Annotated in this window: 14 protein-coding genes and 3 tRNA genes; 11 read left to right on the forward strand and 6 right to left on the reverse strand. The window is 54.8% G+C overall.

Features of this window, described 5'->3' with window-relative positions:
- The first annotated feature begins 204 nt into the window (after positions 1 to 204).
- Entirely contained in the window at positions 205 to 474 is a 270-nt protein-coding gene (locus AB6731_RS13500) for a DUF1435 domain-containing protein (protein ID WP_059306528.1), read from the forward strand.
- A 40-nt stretch (positions 475 to 514) separates the two neighbouring features.
- Here AB6731_RS13500 and AB6731_RS13505 read toward each other — a convergent pair.
- The 4 genes from AB6731_RS13505 to rsmC all read right to left on the reverse strand — a co-directional run bounded on the left by AB6731_RS13505 (position 515) and on the right by rsmC (position 2,037).
- Positions 515 to 601 (reverse strand) — tRNA-Leu (locus AB6731_RS13505).
- 32 nt (positions 602 to 633) lie between these two features.
- A tRNA-Leu gene (locus tag AB6731_RS13510) sits at positions 634 to 720 on the reverse strand.
- 28 nt (positions 721 to 748) lie between these two features.
- Positions 749 to 835: transfer RNA gene (locus tag AB6731_RS13515), tRNA-Leu, on the reverse strand.
- Positions 836 to 1,008: 173 nt separating this feature from the next.
- Complete coding sequence (gene rsmC, locus AB6731_RS13520) at positions 1,009 to 2,037, reverse strand: 16S rRNA (guanine(1207)-N(2))-methyltransferase RsmC (protein WP_014168516.1); 1,029 nt, start codon at positions 2,035 to 2,037, stop codon at positions 1,009 to 1,011.
- A 102-nt stretch (positions 2,038 to 2,139) separates the two neighbouring features.
- Here rsmC and AB6731_RS13525 point away from each other — a divergent pair, with 102 nt between their 5' ends.
- From AB6731_RS13525 to AB6731_RS13560, 8 genes are all read left to right on the forward strand, one after another.
- Positions 2,140 to 2,553, forward strand: coding sequence for a DNA polymerase III subunit psi (locus AB6731_RS13525; RefSeq protein WP_040018571.1), 414 nt, complete (start codon positions 2,140 to 2,142; stop codon positions 2,551 to 2,553).
- Complete coding sequence (gene rimI / locus AB6731_RS13530; RefSeq protein ID WP_228176078.1) at positions 2,522 to 2,965, forward strand: ribosomal protein S18-alanine N-acetyltransferase; 444 nt, start codon at positions 2,522 to 2,524, stop codon at positions 2,963 to 2,965. The genes AB6731_RS13525 and rimI overlap by 32 nt, the downstream gene beginning before the upstream one ends.
- Before the next feature lie 19 nt (positions 2,966 to 2,984).
- Positions 2,985 to 3,662, forward strand: coding sequence for a pyrimidine 5'-nucleotidase (gene yjjG / locus AB6731_RS13535; RefSeq protein WP_014168519.1), 678 nt, complete (start codon positions 2,985 to 2,987; stop codon positions 3,660 to 3,662).
- A gap of 91 nt (positions 3,663 to 3,753) precedes the next feature.
- Positions 3,754 to 5,343 carry a peptide chain release factor 3 gene (gene prfC, locus AB6731_RS13540; protein WP_014168520.1) on the forward strand — a complete coding sequence of 530 codons (1,590 nt, stop codon included), beginning with the start codon at positions 3,754 to 3,756 and terminating at the stop codon, positions 5,341 to 5,343.
- Positions 5,344 to 5,646: 303 nt separating this feature from the next.
- Entirely contained in the window at positions 5,647 to 6,264 is a 618-nt protein-coding gene (gene osmY, locus AB6731_RS13545; protein WP_020885287.1) for a molecular chaperone OsmY, read from the forward strand.
- 129 nt (positions 6,265 to 6,393) lie between these two features.
- Positions 6,394 to 6,555 carry a DUF1328 domain-containing protein gene (locus AB6731_RS13550; RefSeq protein ID WP_003856556.1) on the forward strand — a complete coding sequence of 54 codons (162 nt, stop codon included), beginning with the start codon at positions 6,394 to 6,396 and terminating at the stop codon, positions 6,553 to 6,555.
- Positions 6,556 to 6,675: 120 nt separating this feature from the next.
- Positions 6,676 to 7,728 carry a patatin family protein gene (locus AB6731_RS13555; protein ID WP_025205520.1) on the forward strand — a complete coding sequence of 351 codons (1,053 nt, stop codon included), beginning with the start codon at positions 6,676 to 6,678 and terminating at the stop codon, positions 7,726 to 7,728.
- Positions 7,725 to 8,507 (forward strand): TatD family hydrolase, encoded by a 783-nt coding sequence (locus AB6731_RS13560; protein ID WP_040018573.1) that lies wholly within the window; start codon positions 7,725 to 7,727, stop codon positions 8,505 to 8,507. The genes AB6731_RS13555 and AB6731_RS13560 overlap by 4 nt, the downstream gene beginning before the upstream one ends.
- On the opposite strand, the gene AB6731_RS13565 is transcribed toward AB6731_RS13560, so the two are convergent.
- Positions 8,502 to 9,362 carry a YjjW family glycine radical enzyme activase gene (locus AB6731_RS13565; RefSeq protein ID WP_044866206.1) on the reverse strand — a complete coding sequence of 287 codons (861 nt, stop codon included), beginning with the start codon at positions 9,360 to 9,362 and terminating at the stop codon, positions 8,502 to 8,504. The genes AB6731_RS13560 and AB6731_RS13565 overlap by 6 nt on opposite strands.
- Positions 9,337 to 10,884, reverse strand: coding sequence for a YjjI family glycine radical enzyme (locus AB6731_RS13570; RefSeq protein ID WP_371006477.1), 1,548 nt, complete (start codon positions 10,882 to 10,884; stop codon positions 9,337 to 9,339). The genes AB6731_RS13565 and AB6731_RS13570 overlap by 26 nt, the downstream gene beginning before the upstream one ends.
- A 261-nt stretch (positions 10,885 to 11,145) precedes the next feature.
- On the opposite strand from AB6731_RS13570, the gene deoC reads away from it, so the two are divergent.
- Together deoC and deoA are read left to right on the forward strand one after the other, a co-directional pair.
- Entirely contained in the window at positions 11,146 to 11,925 is a 780-nt protein-coding gene (gene deoC / locus AB6731_RS13575) for a deoxyribose-phosphate aldolase (protein ID WP_226778119.1), read from the forward strand.
- 56 nt (positions 11,926 to 11,981) lie between these two features.
- Complete coding sequence (gene deoA, locus AB6731_RS13580; protein ID WP_014168528.1) at positions 11,982 to 13,304, forward strand: thymidine phosphorylase; 1,323 nt, start codon at positions 11,982 to 11,984, stop codon at positions 13,302 to 13,304.
- Positions 13,305 to 13,321: the final 17 nt, after the last annotated feature.

The raw sequence follows: 13,321 nt of genomic DNA on the forward strand, positions 1-13,321 counted from the left end.
TTTATTAATATTTAATTAAAACAGGTAAATAGGTGTTGTTTCGCAATGAAAGATGCAAAAAACTCAAAGAGTAATTATCAGAAAAACTTTAGGTCTAGTTAACAGGTGAGCAATTTATCACCTTAGGCATTTCCTGTCATTACAGGAAAGGTAAAGGGGGAGAGTTTTTGATTAATCGTACTGACAAATGATAATTGATATCATATGATATTGGTTATCATTATCAATGTGAAAGGTCGAACCATGTTGAACAGGGCGCTGGGAAGTGGTTGGGGAGTGTTACTGCCGGGGGCGATTCTTGGCGGTCTGATGTTTGCCGATCTCTCCATTGATGTCTGGAAAGCGCTCATTGTGTCAGGACTGTTAGTGACGTCAGGGATGATCTGGCATAAACAGCTGCGCCACTTTGTGTTACTGCCGTCATGCGTAGCACTGGTCAGTGGAATTCTGGTGATACTGATGAGTTTGAAATAAGCGGAAAGTGAGAAGAACGTCAGAAAGGATGTAAGATAATTGGTGCGAGGGGGGGGACTTGAACCCCCACGTCCGTAAGGACACTAACACCTGAAGCTAGCGCGTCTACCAATTCCGCCACCTTCGCACAGTCATCTTACTTTTTTGATATCGCCTCGTTGGTGCGAGGGGGGGGACTTGAACCCCCACGTCCGTAAGAACACTAACACCTGAAGCTAGCGCGTCTACCAATTCCGCCACCTTCGCCCAGTGCGAGCAATATCAACGTGATTTATGGTGCGAGGGGGGGGACTTGAACCCCCACGTCCGTAAGGACACTAACACCTGAAGCTAGCGCGTCTACCAATTCCGCCACCTTCGCATACCATCGACACTGTAAAAGTATCGTAACCACGGAGGCGCATTCTAGATGTTTTCAGCTTTACGTCAACAGAAAAATGCGCACGCTGTTTTGATTGCTGCAAAAATGGCCGATGGTAGCGCCCGGTTTTGCCGGATAGCGGTTACGCGTATCCGGCCTGCCAGATAAGGGGATTACTTCTTAGCCTGACGCGTCATCACGGTGCGGTAAACCTTAAAGCGACCCGTCTGGGCGATGACTTCATGGAAGCCAAAGGTTTCATCCAGCACTTTCGGGTACGGTAAGAAGGCGTTAGCCACGATACGCAGTTCACCCCCGCTGTTCAGATGACGTACTGCACCACGGATCAGCGTTTGCGCCGCTTCAAGGCTGGTTTCCATGCCATCGTGGAACGGCGGGTTGGAGATGATCATGTCGAAACGGCCATTCACGTCAGAGAAGACGTTGCTGGCAAACACGTCGCCTTCCAGGCCGTTTGCAGCAAGCGTTGCGCGGCTTGCTTCAACCGCCGGGGCGCTCACATCGCACAGGGTTAAGCGCACTTTTGGCGAATGGCTCGCCAGTACGGTCGCCAGTACACCCGCGCCACAGCCGACATCCAGCACTTTGCCTTTCGTATGTGGCGTCAGGGTGGAGAGCAGCAGCTGGCTGCCCACGTCCAGACCGTCGCGGCTGAAGACGCCAGGCAGAGTTTTAATGGTCAGACCGTCAAGCTGATACTCATCCCAGAATTTCTCAGCATCAAAGGTCGCCTGTTTTTCCAGACGGCCGTGATACAGGCCACAGCGACGGGCGCTGTCGATTTTATTCAGCTGCGCATAGCCTTCCAGCATCTGTTCTGCGCTACGAACGCCGCTGCGGTTCTCACCGACCACGAAAATATCGCAGCCAACGGGCAGCAGAGAAAGCAGGTTCATCAGCTGGAACTGGGCTTCTGGCTTGTTCTTCGGCCAGTAGTAGATGAGCGTGTCGCAGTCGGCGATGTCGCTCTGTTCAGCGACCAGGCTAAAGCGCGCGCGGTCGTCCATCTGGCGGCTCAGTACCTGCCAGTGGTGGTAGTATTGGGTGTGGGCACGGCTTTCAGCACAGTCGAAACGTGCGGGCAGGTCATCCTGCATATCTCCGGCAAACAGAATACGGCTTTCTTCGAAATCATCACTGTGACGCAGCAAGACTTCACTTGCCGGGGTAAATGCAGACATGAATTGTTCCTCAATTAACTCAGGCGGGGATTATAGTAGGTAGATGGCGCAGTTTCGACACATTTGCTATATTTGCGCGCCTGAGAGACAGGAGTTTTCCCTATGACATCCCGACGAGACTGGCAGTTGCAGCAACTGGGCATCACCCAGTGGGCCTTGCGTCGCCCGACGGCGTTGCAGGGCGAAATCGCCATCTCCATCCCTGCGCACGTCCGGCTGGTGATGGTGGCGGAGGAACTGCCTGCCCTGAATGAACCCCTTATTGGTGATGTCCTTCGTAGCCTGGAGCTGACCACTGAACAGGTTTTACAGCTTACGCCAGATAGGGTCACCATGCTGCCATCCGACAGCCGCTGCAACAGCTGGCGTATGGGAGACATCGATGAGGTCTCCCTGGAAGGGAGCCAGATCTGCTCGCCAGCGCTGGACGAACTGAAAGCCAACCCAAAAGCGCGCAGCGCGCTATGGCAACAAATCTGCGAATATGAACACGATTTCTTCCCTCACGACGCCTGATCTGACCGCGGCGTACGCGATTGAAACGCGCGCCCATGCTTTTCCATGGAGCGAAAAAAACCTCGCCAGCAATCAGGGCGAGCGGTATCTGAATTACCGTCTGGACGTCGACGGCACGATGGCCGCTTTTGCCATCACGCAGGTCGTTCTGGACGAAGCGACGCTGTTTAATATCGCGGTTGATCCCGCGTATCAGCGCCGGGGGCTGGGAAGAGAACTGCTTGAGTATCTCATTCGCGAGCTCGAAACCCGTGACGTTTTCACCCTGTGGCTGGAGGTGCGCGCGTCGAATGTCGCCGCCATCGCACTCTATGAAAGCTTAGGCTTTAACGAGGCGACTATCCGCCGTAACTACTACCCCACCGCAGAGGGACGTGAAGACGCCATCATAATGGCTCTGCCGCTTGGATAACTAAAATAAGGTTGTAACGATGAAATGGGACTGGATTTTCTTTGATGCCGACGAAACGCTGTTTACGTTTGACTCGTTTGGCGGCCTACAGCGGATGTTTCTCGATTATAGCGTTACCTTCACCGCTGAAGACTTTCAGGACTATCAGGCGGTAAACAAACCGCTGTGGGTGGATTACCAGAACGGTGCCATCACCGCGTTACAGCTGCAGCACCAGCGCTTTGATGTCTGGGCCGAGCGGTTAAACGTCAGCCCGGGTGCGCTTAACGATGCCTTCCTTAATGCCATGGCGGATATCTGCGCGCCGTTGCCGGGCGCGGTTTCCCTGCTGGACGCCCTGAAGGGCAAGGCGAAGCTGGGCATTATTACCAACGGGTTTACCGCCCTGCAGCAGATCCGCCTTGAGCGTACGGGCCTGCGCGATCATTTTGACGCGCTGGTGATCTCTGAAGAGGTGGGCGTACCTAAGCCGGATCCGCGTATTTTTGATTATGCGCTGGAACAAGCGGGCAATCCCGATCGTGAACGTGTGCTGATGGTCGGGGACACCGCGGAGTCGGATATTCGTGGCGGGATGAACGCCGGCCTGTCGACCGTCTGGCTGAATGCACACGGTCGCACGTTGCCGGAAGGTATCCAGCCGACCTGGACCGTCACGTCATTGAACGAACTGGAGCAGCTCCTGTGTAAACAATGATTGCCTGCCCCCCATTGATGGGTAAAATAGCCGCATTTTTCGTATCCCATGATGCGCGGCCTGACGCCGCGCTTATATAGAAGATTTCATTATGACGTTGTCTCCTTATCTGCAAGAGGTGGCCAGGCGCCGTACTTTTGCCATTATCTCTCACCCGGATGCCGGTAAAACGACCATCACCGAGAAGGTGTTGCTGTTCGGACAGGCGATTCAGACTGCGGGTACCGTAAAAGGCCGTGGTTCCAACCAGCATGCAAAATCTGACTGGATGGAGATGGAAAAGCAGCGTGGTATTTCCATTACCACCTCCGTGATGCAGTTCCCGTATCATGATTGCCTGGTCAACCTGCTGGATACCCCAGGGCACGAAGACTTCTCGGAAGATACCTACCGTACGCTGACGGCGGTGGACTGCTGTCTGATGGTCATCGACGCCGCGAAAGGGGTTGAAGATCGTACCCGTAAGCTGATGGAAGTTACCCGTCTGCGCGATACGCCGATCCTCACCTTTATGAACAAACTCGACCGTGACATCCGCGACCCGATGGAGCTGATGGATGAAGTGGAAAACGAGCTGAAAATTGCCTGTGCGCCTATCACCTGGCCCATTGGCTGCGGCAAGCTGTTCAAGGGTGTCTATCACCTTTATAAAGACGAAACCTATCTTTACCAGACCGGTAAAGGCCATACCATTCAGGAAGTCCGTATCGTAAAAGGTCTGGATAACCCGGAGCTGGATGCGGCTGTGGGTGAAGAGCTGGCCGCGCAGCTGCGTGACGAGCTGGAGCTGGTTCAAGGTGCATCTCACGAATTCGACAGAGAGCTGTTCCTGAGCGGTGAAATCACCCCGGTCTTCTTTGGTACCGCGCTGGGTAACTTCGGCGTTGACCATATGCTTGACGGCCTGGTGGAGTGGGCGCCACAACCGATGTCACGTAAAACTGACACCCGTGAAGTGGAAGCGAAAGAAGAGAAGTTCACCGGTTTCGTCTTTAAAATTCAGGCCAACATGGACCCGAAACACCGTGACCGCGTCGCCTTTATGCGCGTGGTGTCCGGTAAGTATGAAAAGGGCATGAAGCTGCGTCAGGTACGTATCGGTAAAGATGTGGTGATCTCCGATGCGCTGACCTTTATGGCGGGCGACCGTTCGCACGTTGAAGAAGCCTATCCGGGCGACATCATCGGTCTGCACAACCACGGTACGATTCAGATCGGCGATACCTTCACCCAGGGTGAAATGATGAAGTTCACCGGTATTCCGAACTTCGCACCGGAACTGTTCCGTCGTATTCGCCTGCGCGATCCGCTGAAGCAGAAACAGCTGCTGAAAGGGCTGGTTCAGCTTTCCGAAGAGGGCGCTGTCCAGGTGTTCCGCCCTATCGCTAACAACGATCTGATCGTGGGCGCTGTCGGTGTGCTGCAGTTCGACGTGGTCGTTGCGCGTCTGAAGAGTGAGTACAACGTGGAAGCGATCTATGAATCGGTTAACGTGGCGACCGCGCGCTGGGTAGAGTGTTCTGACGTGAAGAAATTCGAAGAATTTAAACGTAAGAACGAAGTGCAGCTGGCGCTGGATGGTGGTGATAACCTGACGTATATCGCTCCAACCATGGTCAATCTTAACCTGACGCAGGAACGTTATCCTGATGTCCAGTTCCGCAAAACGCGCGAACACTGATCCCCTCTCAGAGCACGGCAATCGCCGTGCTCTTCTTTATTTCCTGTCTTATTAATCTCTTGCGGAATGTTCTTAATTCAACATTATTTCGCGTCTTTTGCTCGTTTTTTACCCAAATCTGAAAGCGGCACTGTGAGAGTGATCTATATTTAACTCAGTGTTTAACACCGGGTGTGGATGAATTAACTGTTCAATGCATGACTTTGGGTTCTCCATTTTGCCCGTGTGTTTATTCGCAATATATAAAACTAGCAATTAGGGAAGTATGTCGCCCGAATGACGGGTATACACAGGAATACATCGATGAATATGACAAGACTGAAGATTTCTAAAACTCTGCTGGCTGTGACACTGGGTAGCATCCTGGTAAGTGGTTCTGCTCTGGCTGAAACCAGCACTATGGATAAAGCGCAGTCCACCGCCGATACCGCAGGGCAAAAAATCGATAGCTCTATGAATAAAGTCGGTAATTTCATGGATGACAGCTCAATCACAGCAAAAGTGAAAGCCGCACTGGTGGATGATGAAGCTATCAAGAGCACCGATATTTCCGTTAAAACTGACAAGAAAGTTGTCACCCTGAGTGGTTTTGTAGAAAGCCAGGCCCAGGCCGAACAGGCGGTAAAAGTGGCGAAGGGTGTTGAAGGTGTAGCGTCCGTGAGCGACAAACTGCACGTTCGGGACAGCAAAAACGCGTCGGTGAAAGGGTATGCCGGAGATGCAGCCACCACCAGCGAAATCAAAGCTAAACTTTTAGCAGATGACATCGTGCCATCTCGTAAAGTGAAAGTGGAAACCACCGATGGTGTGGTTCAGCTTTCCGGTACGGTCGATTCTCAGGCGCAAAGTGAGCGCGCCGAGTCCATCGCGAAAGCGATCGATGGTGTTAAAAGCGTTAAAAACGATCTGAAAACGAAGTAAATCTGCACCATTCGCCCGTCTGGCTAACGTCAGCGGGCGAAATAAAAATGACTCTGGAAAATCGCCGGTGAGTGACCTGAGCGCGCTCACATTTAGCGGCCGACATTAACTATGGTAAAGGAGAAGCTTATGTTTCGTTGGGGCATTATATTTCTGGTTATCGCGTTAATTGCCGCCGCATTGGGCTTTGGTGGTCTGGCAGGTACAGCGGCATGGGCAGCAAAAATTGTCTTCGTCGTGGGTATTATTCTGTTCCTGGTCAGCCTGTTTACGGGTCGTCGACGTCCGTAGCAAACGCAATATTCCTTCAACAAAAAAAAGCCAGTCCTCGTGACTGGCTTTTTCTTGTTTCAGTCGCTGGTCGGGTGCGCTACTGTGTCATAACAGAAAAATGAAAACAGGAAAGCAGAGGTGGGGCAACGAATTCCCGTTACGCTCGGCAATATTGCGCCGCTGGCGTTAAAGCCGTTTCGCGCAGGCCCGCTTGCGCTGGTGTGTGAAGGTGGCGGACAGCGCGGCATTTTTACGGCCGGTGTGCTGGACGAGTTTATGCGCGCGCAATTCAACCCGTTTGACCTGTACTTCGGGACCTCTGCCGGGGCGCAAAACCTCTCTGCTTATGTCTGTAACCAGCCCGGCTACGCGCGAAAAGTGATCATGCGCTACACCACGGCGAAAGAATTTTTCAACCCGGTGCGCTTTGTGCGTGGCGGGAACCTGATTGACCTTGACTGGCTGCTGGATTCGACCTCAAGCCAGATGCCGCTGGCAATGGATACGGCGGCGCGCCTGTTCGACAGCGGAAAAGAGTTCTGGATGTGCGCCAGCCGTGGTGATGACTACACGCCGGGATATTTCTCTCCTCAAAAAGAGAACTGGCTGGATATCATTCGCGCCTCCAGCGCCATTCCCGGTTTCTATCGTTCCGGCGCGCTGCTGGACGGCATCAGCTATCTGGACGGCGGCATCAGTGACGCGGTGCCGGTACAGGAAGCTGCGCGACGCGGGGCAAAAACCATTGTGGTGATCCGCACCGTCCCGTCGCAAATGTACTATACCCCGCAATGGTTTAAACGCATGGAGCGCTGGTTAGGCGACAGCAGCCTGCAACATCTGGTCAATATCGCGAAGCAGCATGAAACGACCTACGGCGCCATGCAGCGCTTTATTGAAAAACCGCCGGGTAAGCTGCGTATATTTGAAATTTATCCGCCTAAACCGCTGGTCAGCATGGCGCTGGGCAGCCGCGTTCCTGCGCTGCGTACCGATTACAAAACGGGGCGTCTGTGCGGGCGTTACTTCCTGGCGACAATAGGCAAACTGCTGGCTGAACAACCGCCTATACATCGTCATAAAGCCATTATTACCCCACCGGCAGTGGTGGCGAATGATGCGCTGGCGATGCCGCTGGTGGATGCTCCGCAGGCGAATGACGCATTGTTAGATAATGAGGATCTGGCGTGACGTACCGGTTTATCGATACCCACTGTCATTTTGATTTTCCACCGTTTACGGGGGATGAAGAGCAAAGCATCACGCGAGCTGCACAAGCCGGCGTAGAGGCGATAATTGTGCCGGCGGTTGAAGCGGCATACTTTGAGCGAGTACTGGATCTCTCAAGGCGGCACCAGGCGCTGTATGCCGCGCTCGGCCTGCATCCCATTGTGATTGAACACCATCTTGATGAGCATATCGACGCGCTGGACGCCATTGTGCAGACGGCTGGCGACAAACTTGTCGCCATCGGTGAGATCGGCCTCGATCTCTATCGCGACGATCCGCAGTTTGCGCGCCAGCAGACGATCCTTGATGCGCAGCTGCGGCTGGCGAAGCGCCACGATCTGCCGGTGATCCTTCACTCCCGCCGAACCCATGACAAACTGGCAATGCATCTGAAGCGTATCGATCTTCCGCGAAGGGGCGTTGTGCACGGTTTTTCAGGGAGCCTGCAGCAGGCGCAGCGCTTTATTGCGCTGGGCTATAAAATTGGCGTCGGGGGTACCATCACCTATCCACGCGCCAGTAAAACCCGCGATGTGATGGCGCAGCTGCCGCTCGAAGCATTATTACTGGAAACCGACGCACCGGATATGCCGCTCAGCGGTTTTCAGGGGCAGCCAAATCGCCCGGAGCAGGCCGCTCGGGTCTTTGACACGCTCTGTGAGCTGCGCGAGGAGCCGGAAGAGGTGATTGCGCATGCCCTGCTGGAGAATACCCGCGCGGTATTTGGTATTACGTTATAGATAAAGCGCCGGTCGGATCACCACGATCTGCTGTTGTTCCAGTGCCCGCGCCAGCGGCTCAATATCTTCTGGCGTGGCGCTGCGCCAGGACGCCGCTTCACCGTAAACGCCGTGAGCATGAAAGGCGTTAATGCGTACCGGGACATTGCCCAACGCGTGGATAAACGCCGTCAGCGCTTTGAGATGCTCCAGATAATCACACTGCTCCGGGATCACCAGTAATCGCAGTTCCGCCAGCCGCTGGTGGTGTGCCAGCCAGCGGATACTGTGCTTAATCTGCGGATTTTCGCGTCCGGTCAGGAAGCGATGGTGTTCGTTCCCCCAGGCCTTCAAATCCACCATTGCCCCGTCGAATACCGGCAGCAGTTTTTGCCAGCCGGTTTCCCCTAACAGACCGTTGCTGTCCACCAGGCACGTCAGGTGTTGCAGGGCGGGATCGGCTTTGATCGCCGTGAAGAGCGCTACCAGGAACGGTAGCTGCGTTGTCGCTTCACCGCCGCTCACGGTAATACCTTCAATAAAGGGCGCGGATTTAGAGAGCTGAATGAGGATCTCGTCGACGCTAAAACGGTGTGCCATTGGTGTTGCCTGCTGCTGGCACAACTGCAGGCAGGTATCACACTGCTGACACTGACTCTCCTGCCACCAGACCCGCCCGGCCTGTATGTTCAGCGCATCGTGCGGGCAGTGGGGTACGCAGTCGCCACAGTCATTGCAGCGTCCGATGGTCCACGGATTGTGGCAGGTTTTGCAGCGCAGGTTGCAGCCCTGGAGAAACAGAGCCAGGCGGCTGCCCGGCCCGTCCACGCAGGAGAAGGGGATCACCTGACTAACTAAAGCGCATCTGCTGTTCATGGCTTATCACGCGTGGCTGGCGCTCCAGGATGCGGGTATGTCGGGCGGCTTCTTCTCCAAGCCAGGTGGTGTTAGTGCGTGACCCTGCTTCACGGTATTTCTCCAGGTCGGACAACCGCACCATATATCCGGTCACGCGTACCAGATCGTTACCGGCCACGTTGGCGGTGAACTCCCGCATTCCGGCATTGAACGCACCCAGACACAGTTGCACCACGGCCTGCGGGTTGCGTTTGACCGTCTCGTCCAGCGTCAGGATGTCGCTAATCCCGGCGTGATAGTGCTTGTGGTGAGGCGCCACGCTCAGCAGGTGGCTAATCGGGTCCGGCTCCTCCCCGTAAGGCAACCGCGCGCCCGGCGTCGTACCGATATCAGAGCTTATTCCGGACTGGGCATGCAGCATCGCACGCTGTTTCCAGCCGTATTTCACCGGTGTGCTTTCAACAAACGCCGCGAGCTGCTCGCTGATGCGATACCCCAGCGCGTTGGCCTGGTCGTCTTTACCGTAACGGCCCGGTGACCCCGCTTTCTCGCACAGCACGTTCACCGCTTCGGCCAGGCCGTACATGCCGAACATCGGCACAAAGCGGTCGGGATCAATCAGCCCCTCTTTGACGAGGAAGCTATTCTCAAAGAAGCCGGATTTTTGATACAGGAACTCGCAGCGGGCATTGATGACGGCCAGTTGCTGCTGGCAGTAGTGGGGCAACGTACGGGTAAAAAAGTCTTCGGGCGAGTCGCTGTGTTCGGCAATGGCCTTCAGGTTAAGGCGCACCAGCGTGCTGCCACCGCCTGCCAGCGGCAGGGAGTTGTAACAACTCACGATACCATAACGGCCTTTTGTGAAAATTTTATCATTCACTGGGCCGTTAGAAATATGGGGTTTGCTGCATTCACAGAGATTTTCGGCCACCCTGAGCAGCAGCGAATCTGGCGTGATATCGGGATCATAAATAAAGGTCAGATTCGGTGCGACCTGCTTCAGCTCTGCATCAGCGCGTAAAATCGCGCGGGTAACGGGCGTGTCCGCCGGACCAATATTGGCATGCATAAACGCATCCGGAAGCGTTCTGTCGAGATAGCGCCAGAAACGTTTTATTCGGCTATCGATTTCTTCTTGTGTTAGAATATTAACATACGGTTGCAGTAATGCATCAAGATGACCGAGGAAGACCGGCATCGATGTGACAGAAGGAACATGGTGGTACAGGATGGTCAGCAGTGAGAGCGCGTCATCCAGATCCTTTGCCCCTTCCAGTTCCAGCCATGCCGAGCCGTTGGCGAGGAATCTGGCGTAATCAGGCAGAACATAGCGCGGTTTATAAGGCGCATGGCCTTCGAACATGTCGCAGATAAATCCCTCTTCCAGCGCGGTGCGAGCGGCCTGAGGCAGCGCGGGGTAGGGAAGATGGTTCTCCGCCTCCAGCGCCAGAAAATGACGTTTTTGCTCGGGGGTCAATACCGGGCTTGTCACAATTTGCTGGCAACGTTGTTGCAGTGCGTGAGGGCTGGCGTGGGACATATTCGCTTCCTTTATGGTTCTGCGGATGATGACCGAATTGTAGGAAGTCATCCCGGGGGGACTTTTGATCCCACACCGGGTATCGCTGCTTTAATCAGCAGCGACAGCAGTAAAATTTGAAGTTCATCTCATTACAGTAATGCAAATTTGTACGCAGTTTTCATTAACTGTGATGAATGTCGAAGTGTAAGTGCGGCTGGATGTTAGAATAGTCACAGACCGCAAGGTGAAATTTATACGGCGATGCCGTTGGAGAATGTTATGACCGATTTAACTGCAAGCAGCCTGCGCGCGTTGAAACTGATGGACCTGACCACCCTGAATGATGACGACACCAATGAGAAAGTCATCGCCCTGTGCCATCAGGCGAAAACGCCCGTCGGGAACACTGCAGCCGTCTGTATCTACCCGCGCTTTATCCCCATTGCCCGTAAGACGCTGAAAGAGCAGGGCACGTCGGATGTACGCATTGCAACCGTGACTAACTTCCCGCACGGCAATGACGACATCGAGATTGCGCTGGCTGAAACCCGCGCGGCCATCGCGTACGGCGCTGACGAAGTGGACGTGGTATTCCCGTACCGTGCGCTGATCGCCGGTAACGAGCAGGTTGGTTTTGACCTGGTGAAAGCGTGTAAAGACGCTTGTGCTGCGGCAAACGTGCTGCTGAAAGTGATCATCGAAACCGGTGAGCTGAAAGAAGAAGCGCTGATCCGTAAAGCGTCTGAAATCTCCATCAACGCGGGTGCAGATTTCATCAAAACCTCTACCGGTAAAGTGCCGGTGAACGCAACGCCGGAAAGCGCGCGCATCATGATGGAAGTGATCCGTGATATGGGCGTGGAAAAAACCGTAGGCTTCAAACCTGCGGGCGGCGTGCGCACGGCTGAAGATGCGCAGCAGTTCCTGGCGATTGCCGACGAATTGTTCGGCCCGGCGTGGGCGGATTCCCGTCACTATCGCTTTGGTGCATCCAGCCTGCTGGCGAGCCTGCTGAAAGCGCTGGGTCACGGCGACGGTAAGAGCGCAAGCAGCTACTGATTTTTATCCTGCGGCGGGCCATCCGCCGCATTTAACCTGTTTTCTCGGGGGTTACCGTGTTTCTCGCACAAGAAATTATTCGTAAAAAACGTGATGGTCATGCATTAAGCGACGAAGAGATCCGCTTCTTTATCAATGGCATTCGTGATAACACCATCTCTGAAGGGCAGATTGCTGCTCTGGCGATGACCATTTTCTTCCACGATATGTCGATGCCTGAGCGTGTATCGCTGACCATGGCGATGCGAGATTCAGGAACCGTTCTGGACTGGAAAAGCCTGAACCTAAACGGCCCGATTGTGGATAAACACTCAACCGGCGGTGTAGGTGACGTGACGTCACTGATGCTGGGCCCAATGGTGGCGGCCTGTGGTGGTTATATCCCCATGATCTCCGGGCGTGGCCTGGGACATACCGGCGGTACGCTCGACAAACTGGAAGCCATCCCGGGCTTCGATATCTTCCCGGATGACCATCGCTTCCGCGACATTATTAAAGACGTTGGTGTGGCGATTATCGGCCAGACCAGCTCTCTTGCTCCTGCAGACAAGCGCTTCTACGCGACCCGCGATATCACCGCGACCGTTGACTCTATTCCCCTGATTACCGCCTCTATCCTCGCCAAGAAACTGGCGGAAGGCCTGGATGCGCTGGTCATGGATGTGAAAGTGGGCAGCGGCGCCTTTATGCCGACCTATGAGCTTTCCGCGGCGCTGGCAGAAGCCATTGTGGGCGTCTCCAACGGTGCGGGCGTGCGTACTACCGCCCTGCTGACGGACATGAACCAGGTGCTGGCGTCCAGCGCAGGCAACGCCGTGGAAGTGCGTGAAGCCGTGCAGTTCCTCACCGGTGAATACCGGAACCCTCGTCTGCTCGATGTCACCATGGCCCTGTGCGTGGAGATGCTGATCTCCGGCAAGCTCGCCAGCGATGATGCCGATGCACGCGCCAAACTTCAGGCGGTGCTGGATAACGGCAAAGCGGCAGAGATCTTCGGCCGCATGGTAGCGGCGCAGAAAGGCCCGACCGACTTCGTGGAACACTACGCGAAATACCTGCCAACGGCGACGCTCAGCAAAGCGGTCTACGCCGATACCGAAGGCTTTGTCTCGGCGATGGATACGCGCGCGCTCGGCATGGCGGTCGTGTCGATGGGCGGCGGTCGTCGTCAGGCCTCGGACACCATTGATTACAGCGTCGGCTTTACCGATATGGCGCGTCTGGGTGACAGCGTCGATGGTCAACGTCCGCTGGCCGTGATCCACGCGAAAGATGAAGCCAGCTGGCAGGAAGCAGCGAAGGCGGTGAAAGCGGCCATTACGCTTGATGATAAAGCACCGCAAAGCACACCGACTGTCTATCGCCGTATCACCGAATAGCGGTATACTGATCTGAT

The sequence above is a fragment of the Enterobacter sp. RCC_40 genome (genome assembly GCF_041360735.1).
GTDB lineage: Bacteria > Pseudomonadota > Gammaproteobacteria > Enterobacterales > Enterobacteriaceae > Enterobacter > Enterobacter ludwigii.

What these genes read in the sequence shown, in the direction of transcription:
- AB6731_RS13500 (WP_059306528.1), top strand. Translation starts at nt 205, where the DNA reads ATGATATTGGTTATCATTATCAATGTGAAAGGTCGAACCATGTTGAAC.
- rsmC (WP_014168516.1), bottom strand. Translation starts at nt 2,037, where the DNA reads ATGTCTGCATTTACCCCGGCAAGTGAAGTCTTGCTGCGTCACAGTGAT.
- AB6731_RS13525 (WP_040018571.1), top strand. Translation starts at nt 2,140, where the DNA reads ATGACATCCCGACGAGACTGGCAGTTGCAGCAACTGGGCATCACCCAG.
- rimI (WP_228176078.1), top strand. Translation starts at nt 2,522, where the DNA reads ATGAACACGATTTCTTCCCTCACGACGCCTGATCTGACCGCGGCGTAC.
- yjjG (WP_014168519.1), top strand. Translation starts at nt 2,985, where the DNA reads ATGAAATGGGACTGGATTTTCTTTGATGCCGACGAAACGCTGTTTACG.
- prfC (WP_014168520.1), top strand. Translation starts at nt 3,754, where the DNA reads ATGACGTTGTCTCCTTATCTGCAAGAGGTGGCCAGGCGCCGTACTTTT.
- osmY (WP_020885287.1), top strand. Translation starts at nt 5,647, where the DNA reads ATGAATATGACAAGACTGAAGATTTCTAAAACTCTGCTGGCTGTGACA.
- AB6731_RS13550 (WP_003856556.1), top strand. Translation starts at nt 6,394, where the DNA reads ATGTTTCGTTGGGGCATTATATTTCTGGTTATCGCGTTAATTGCCGCC.
- AB6731_RS13565 (WP_044866206.1), bottom strand. Translation starts at nt 9,362, where the DNA reads ATGAACAGCAGATGCGCTTTAGTTAGTCAGGTGATCCCCTTCTCCTGC.
- AB6731_RS13570 (WP_371006477.1), bottom strand. Translation starts at nt 10,884, where the DNA reads ATGTCCCACGCCAGCCCTCACGCACTGCAACAACGTTGCCAGCAAATT.
- deoC (WP_226778119.1), top strand. Translation starts at nt 11,146, where the DNA reads ATGACCGATTTAACTGCAAGCAGCCTGCGCGCGTTGAAACTGATGGAC.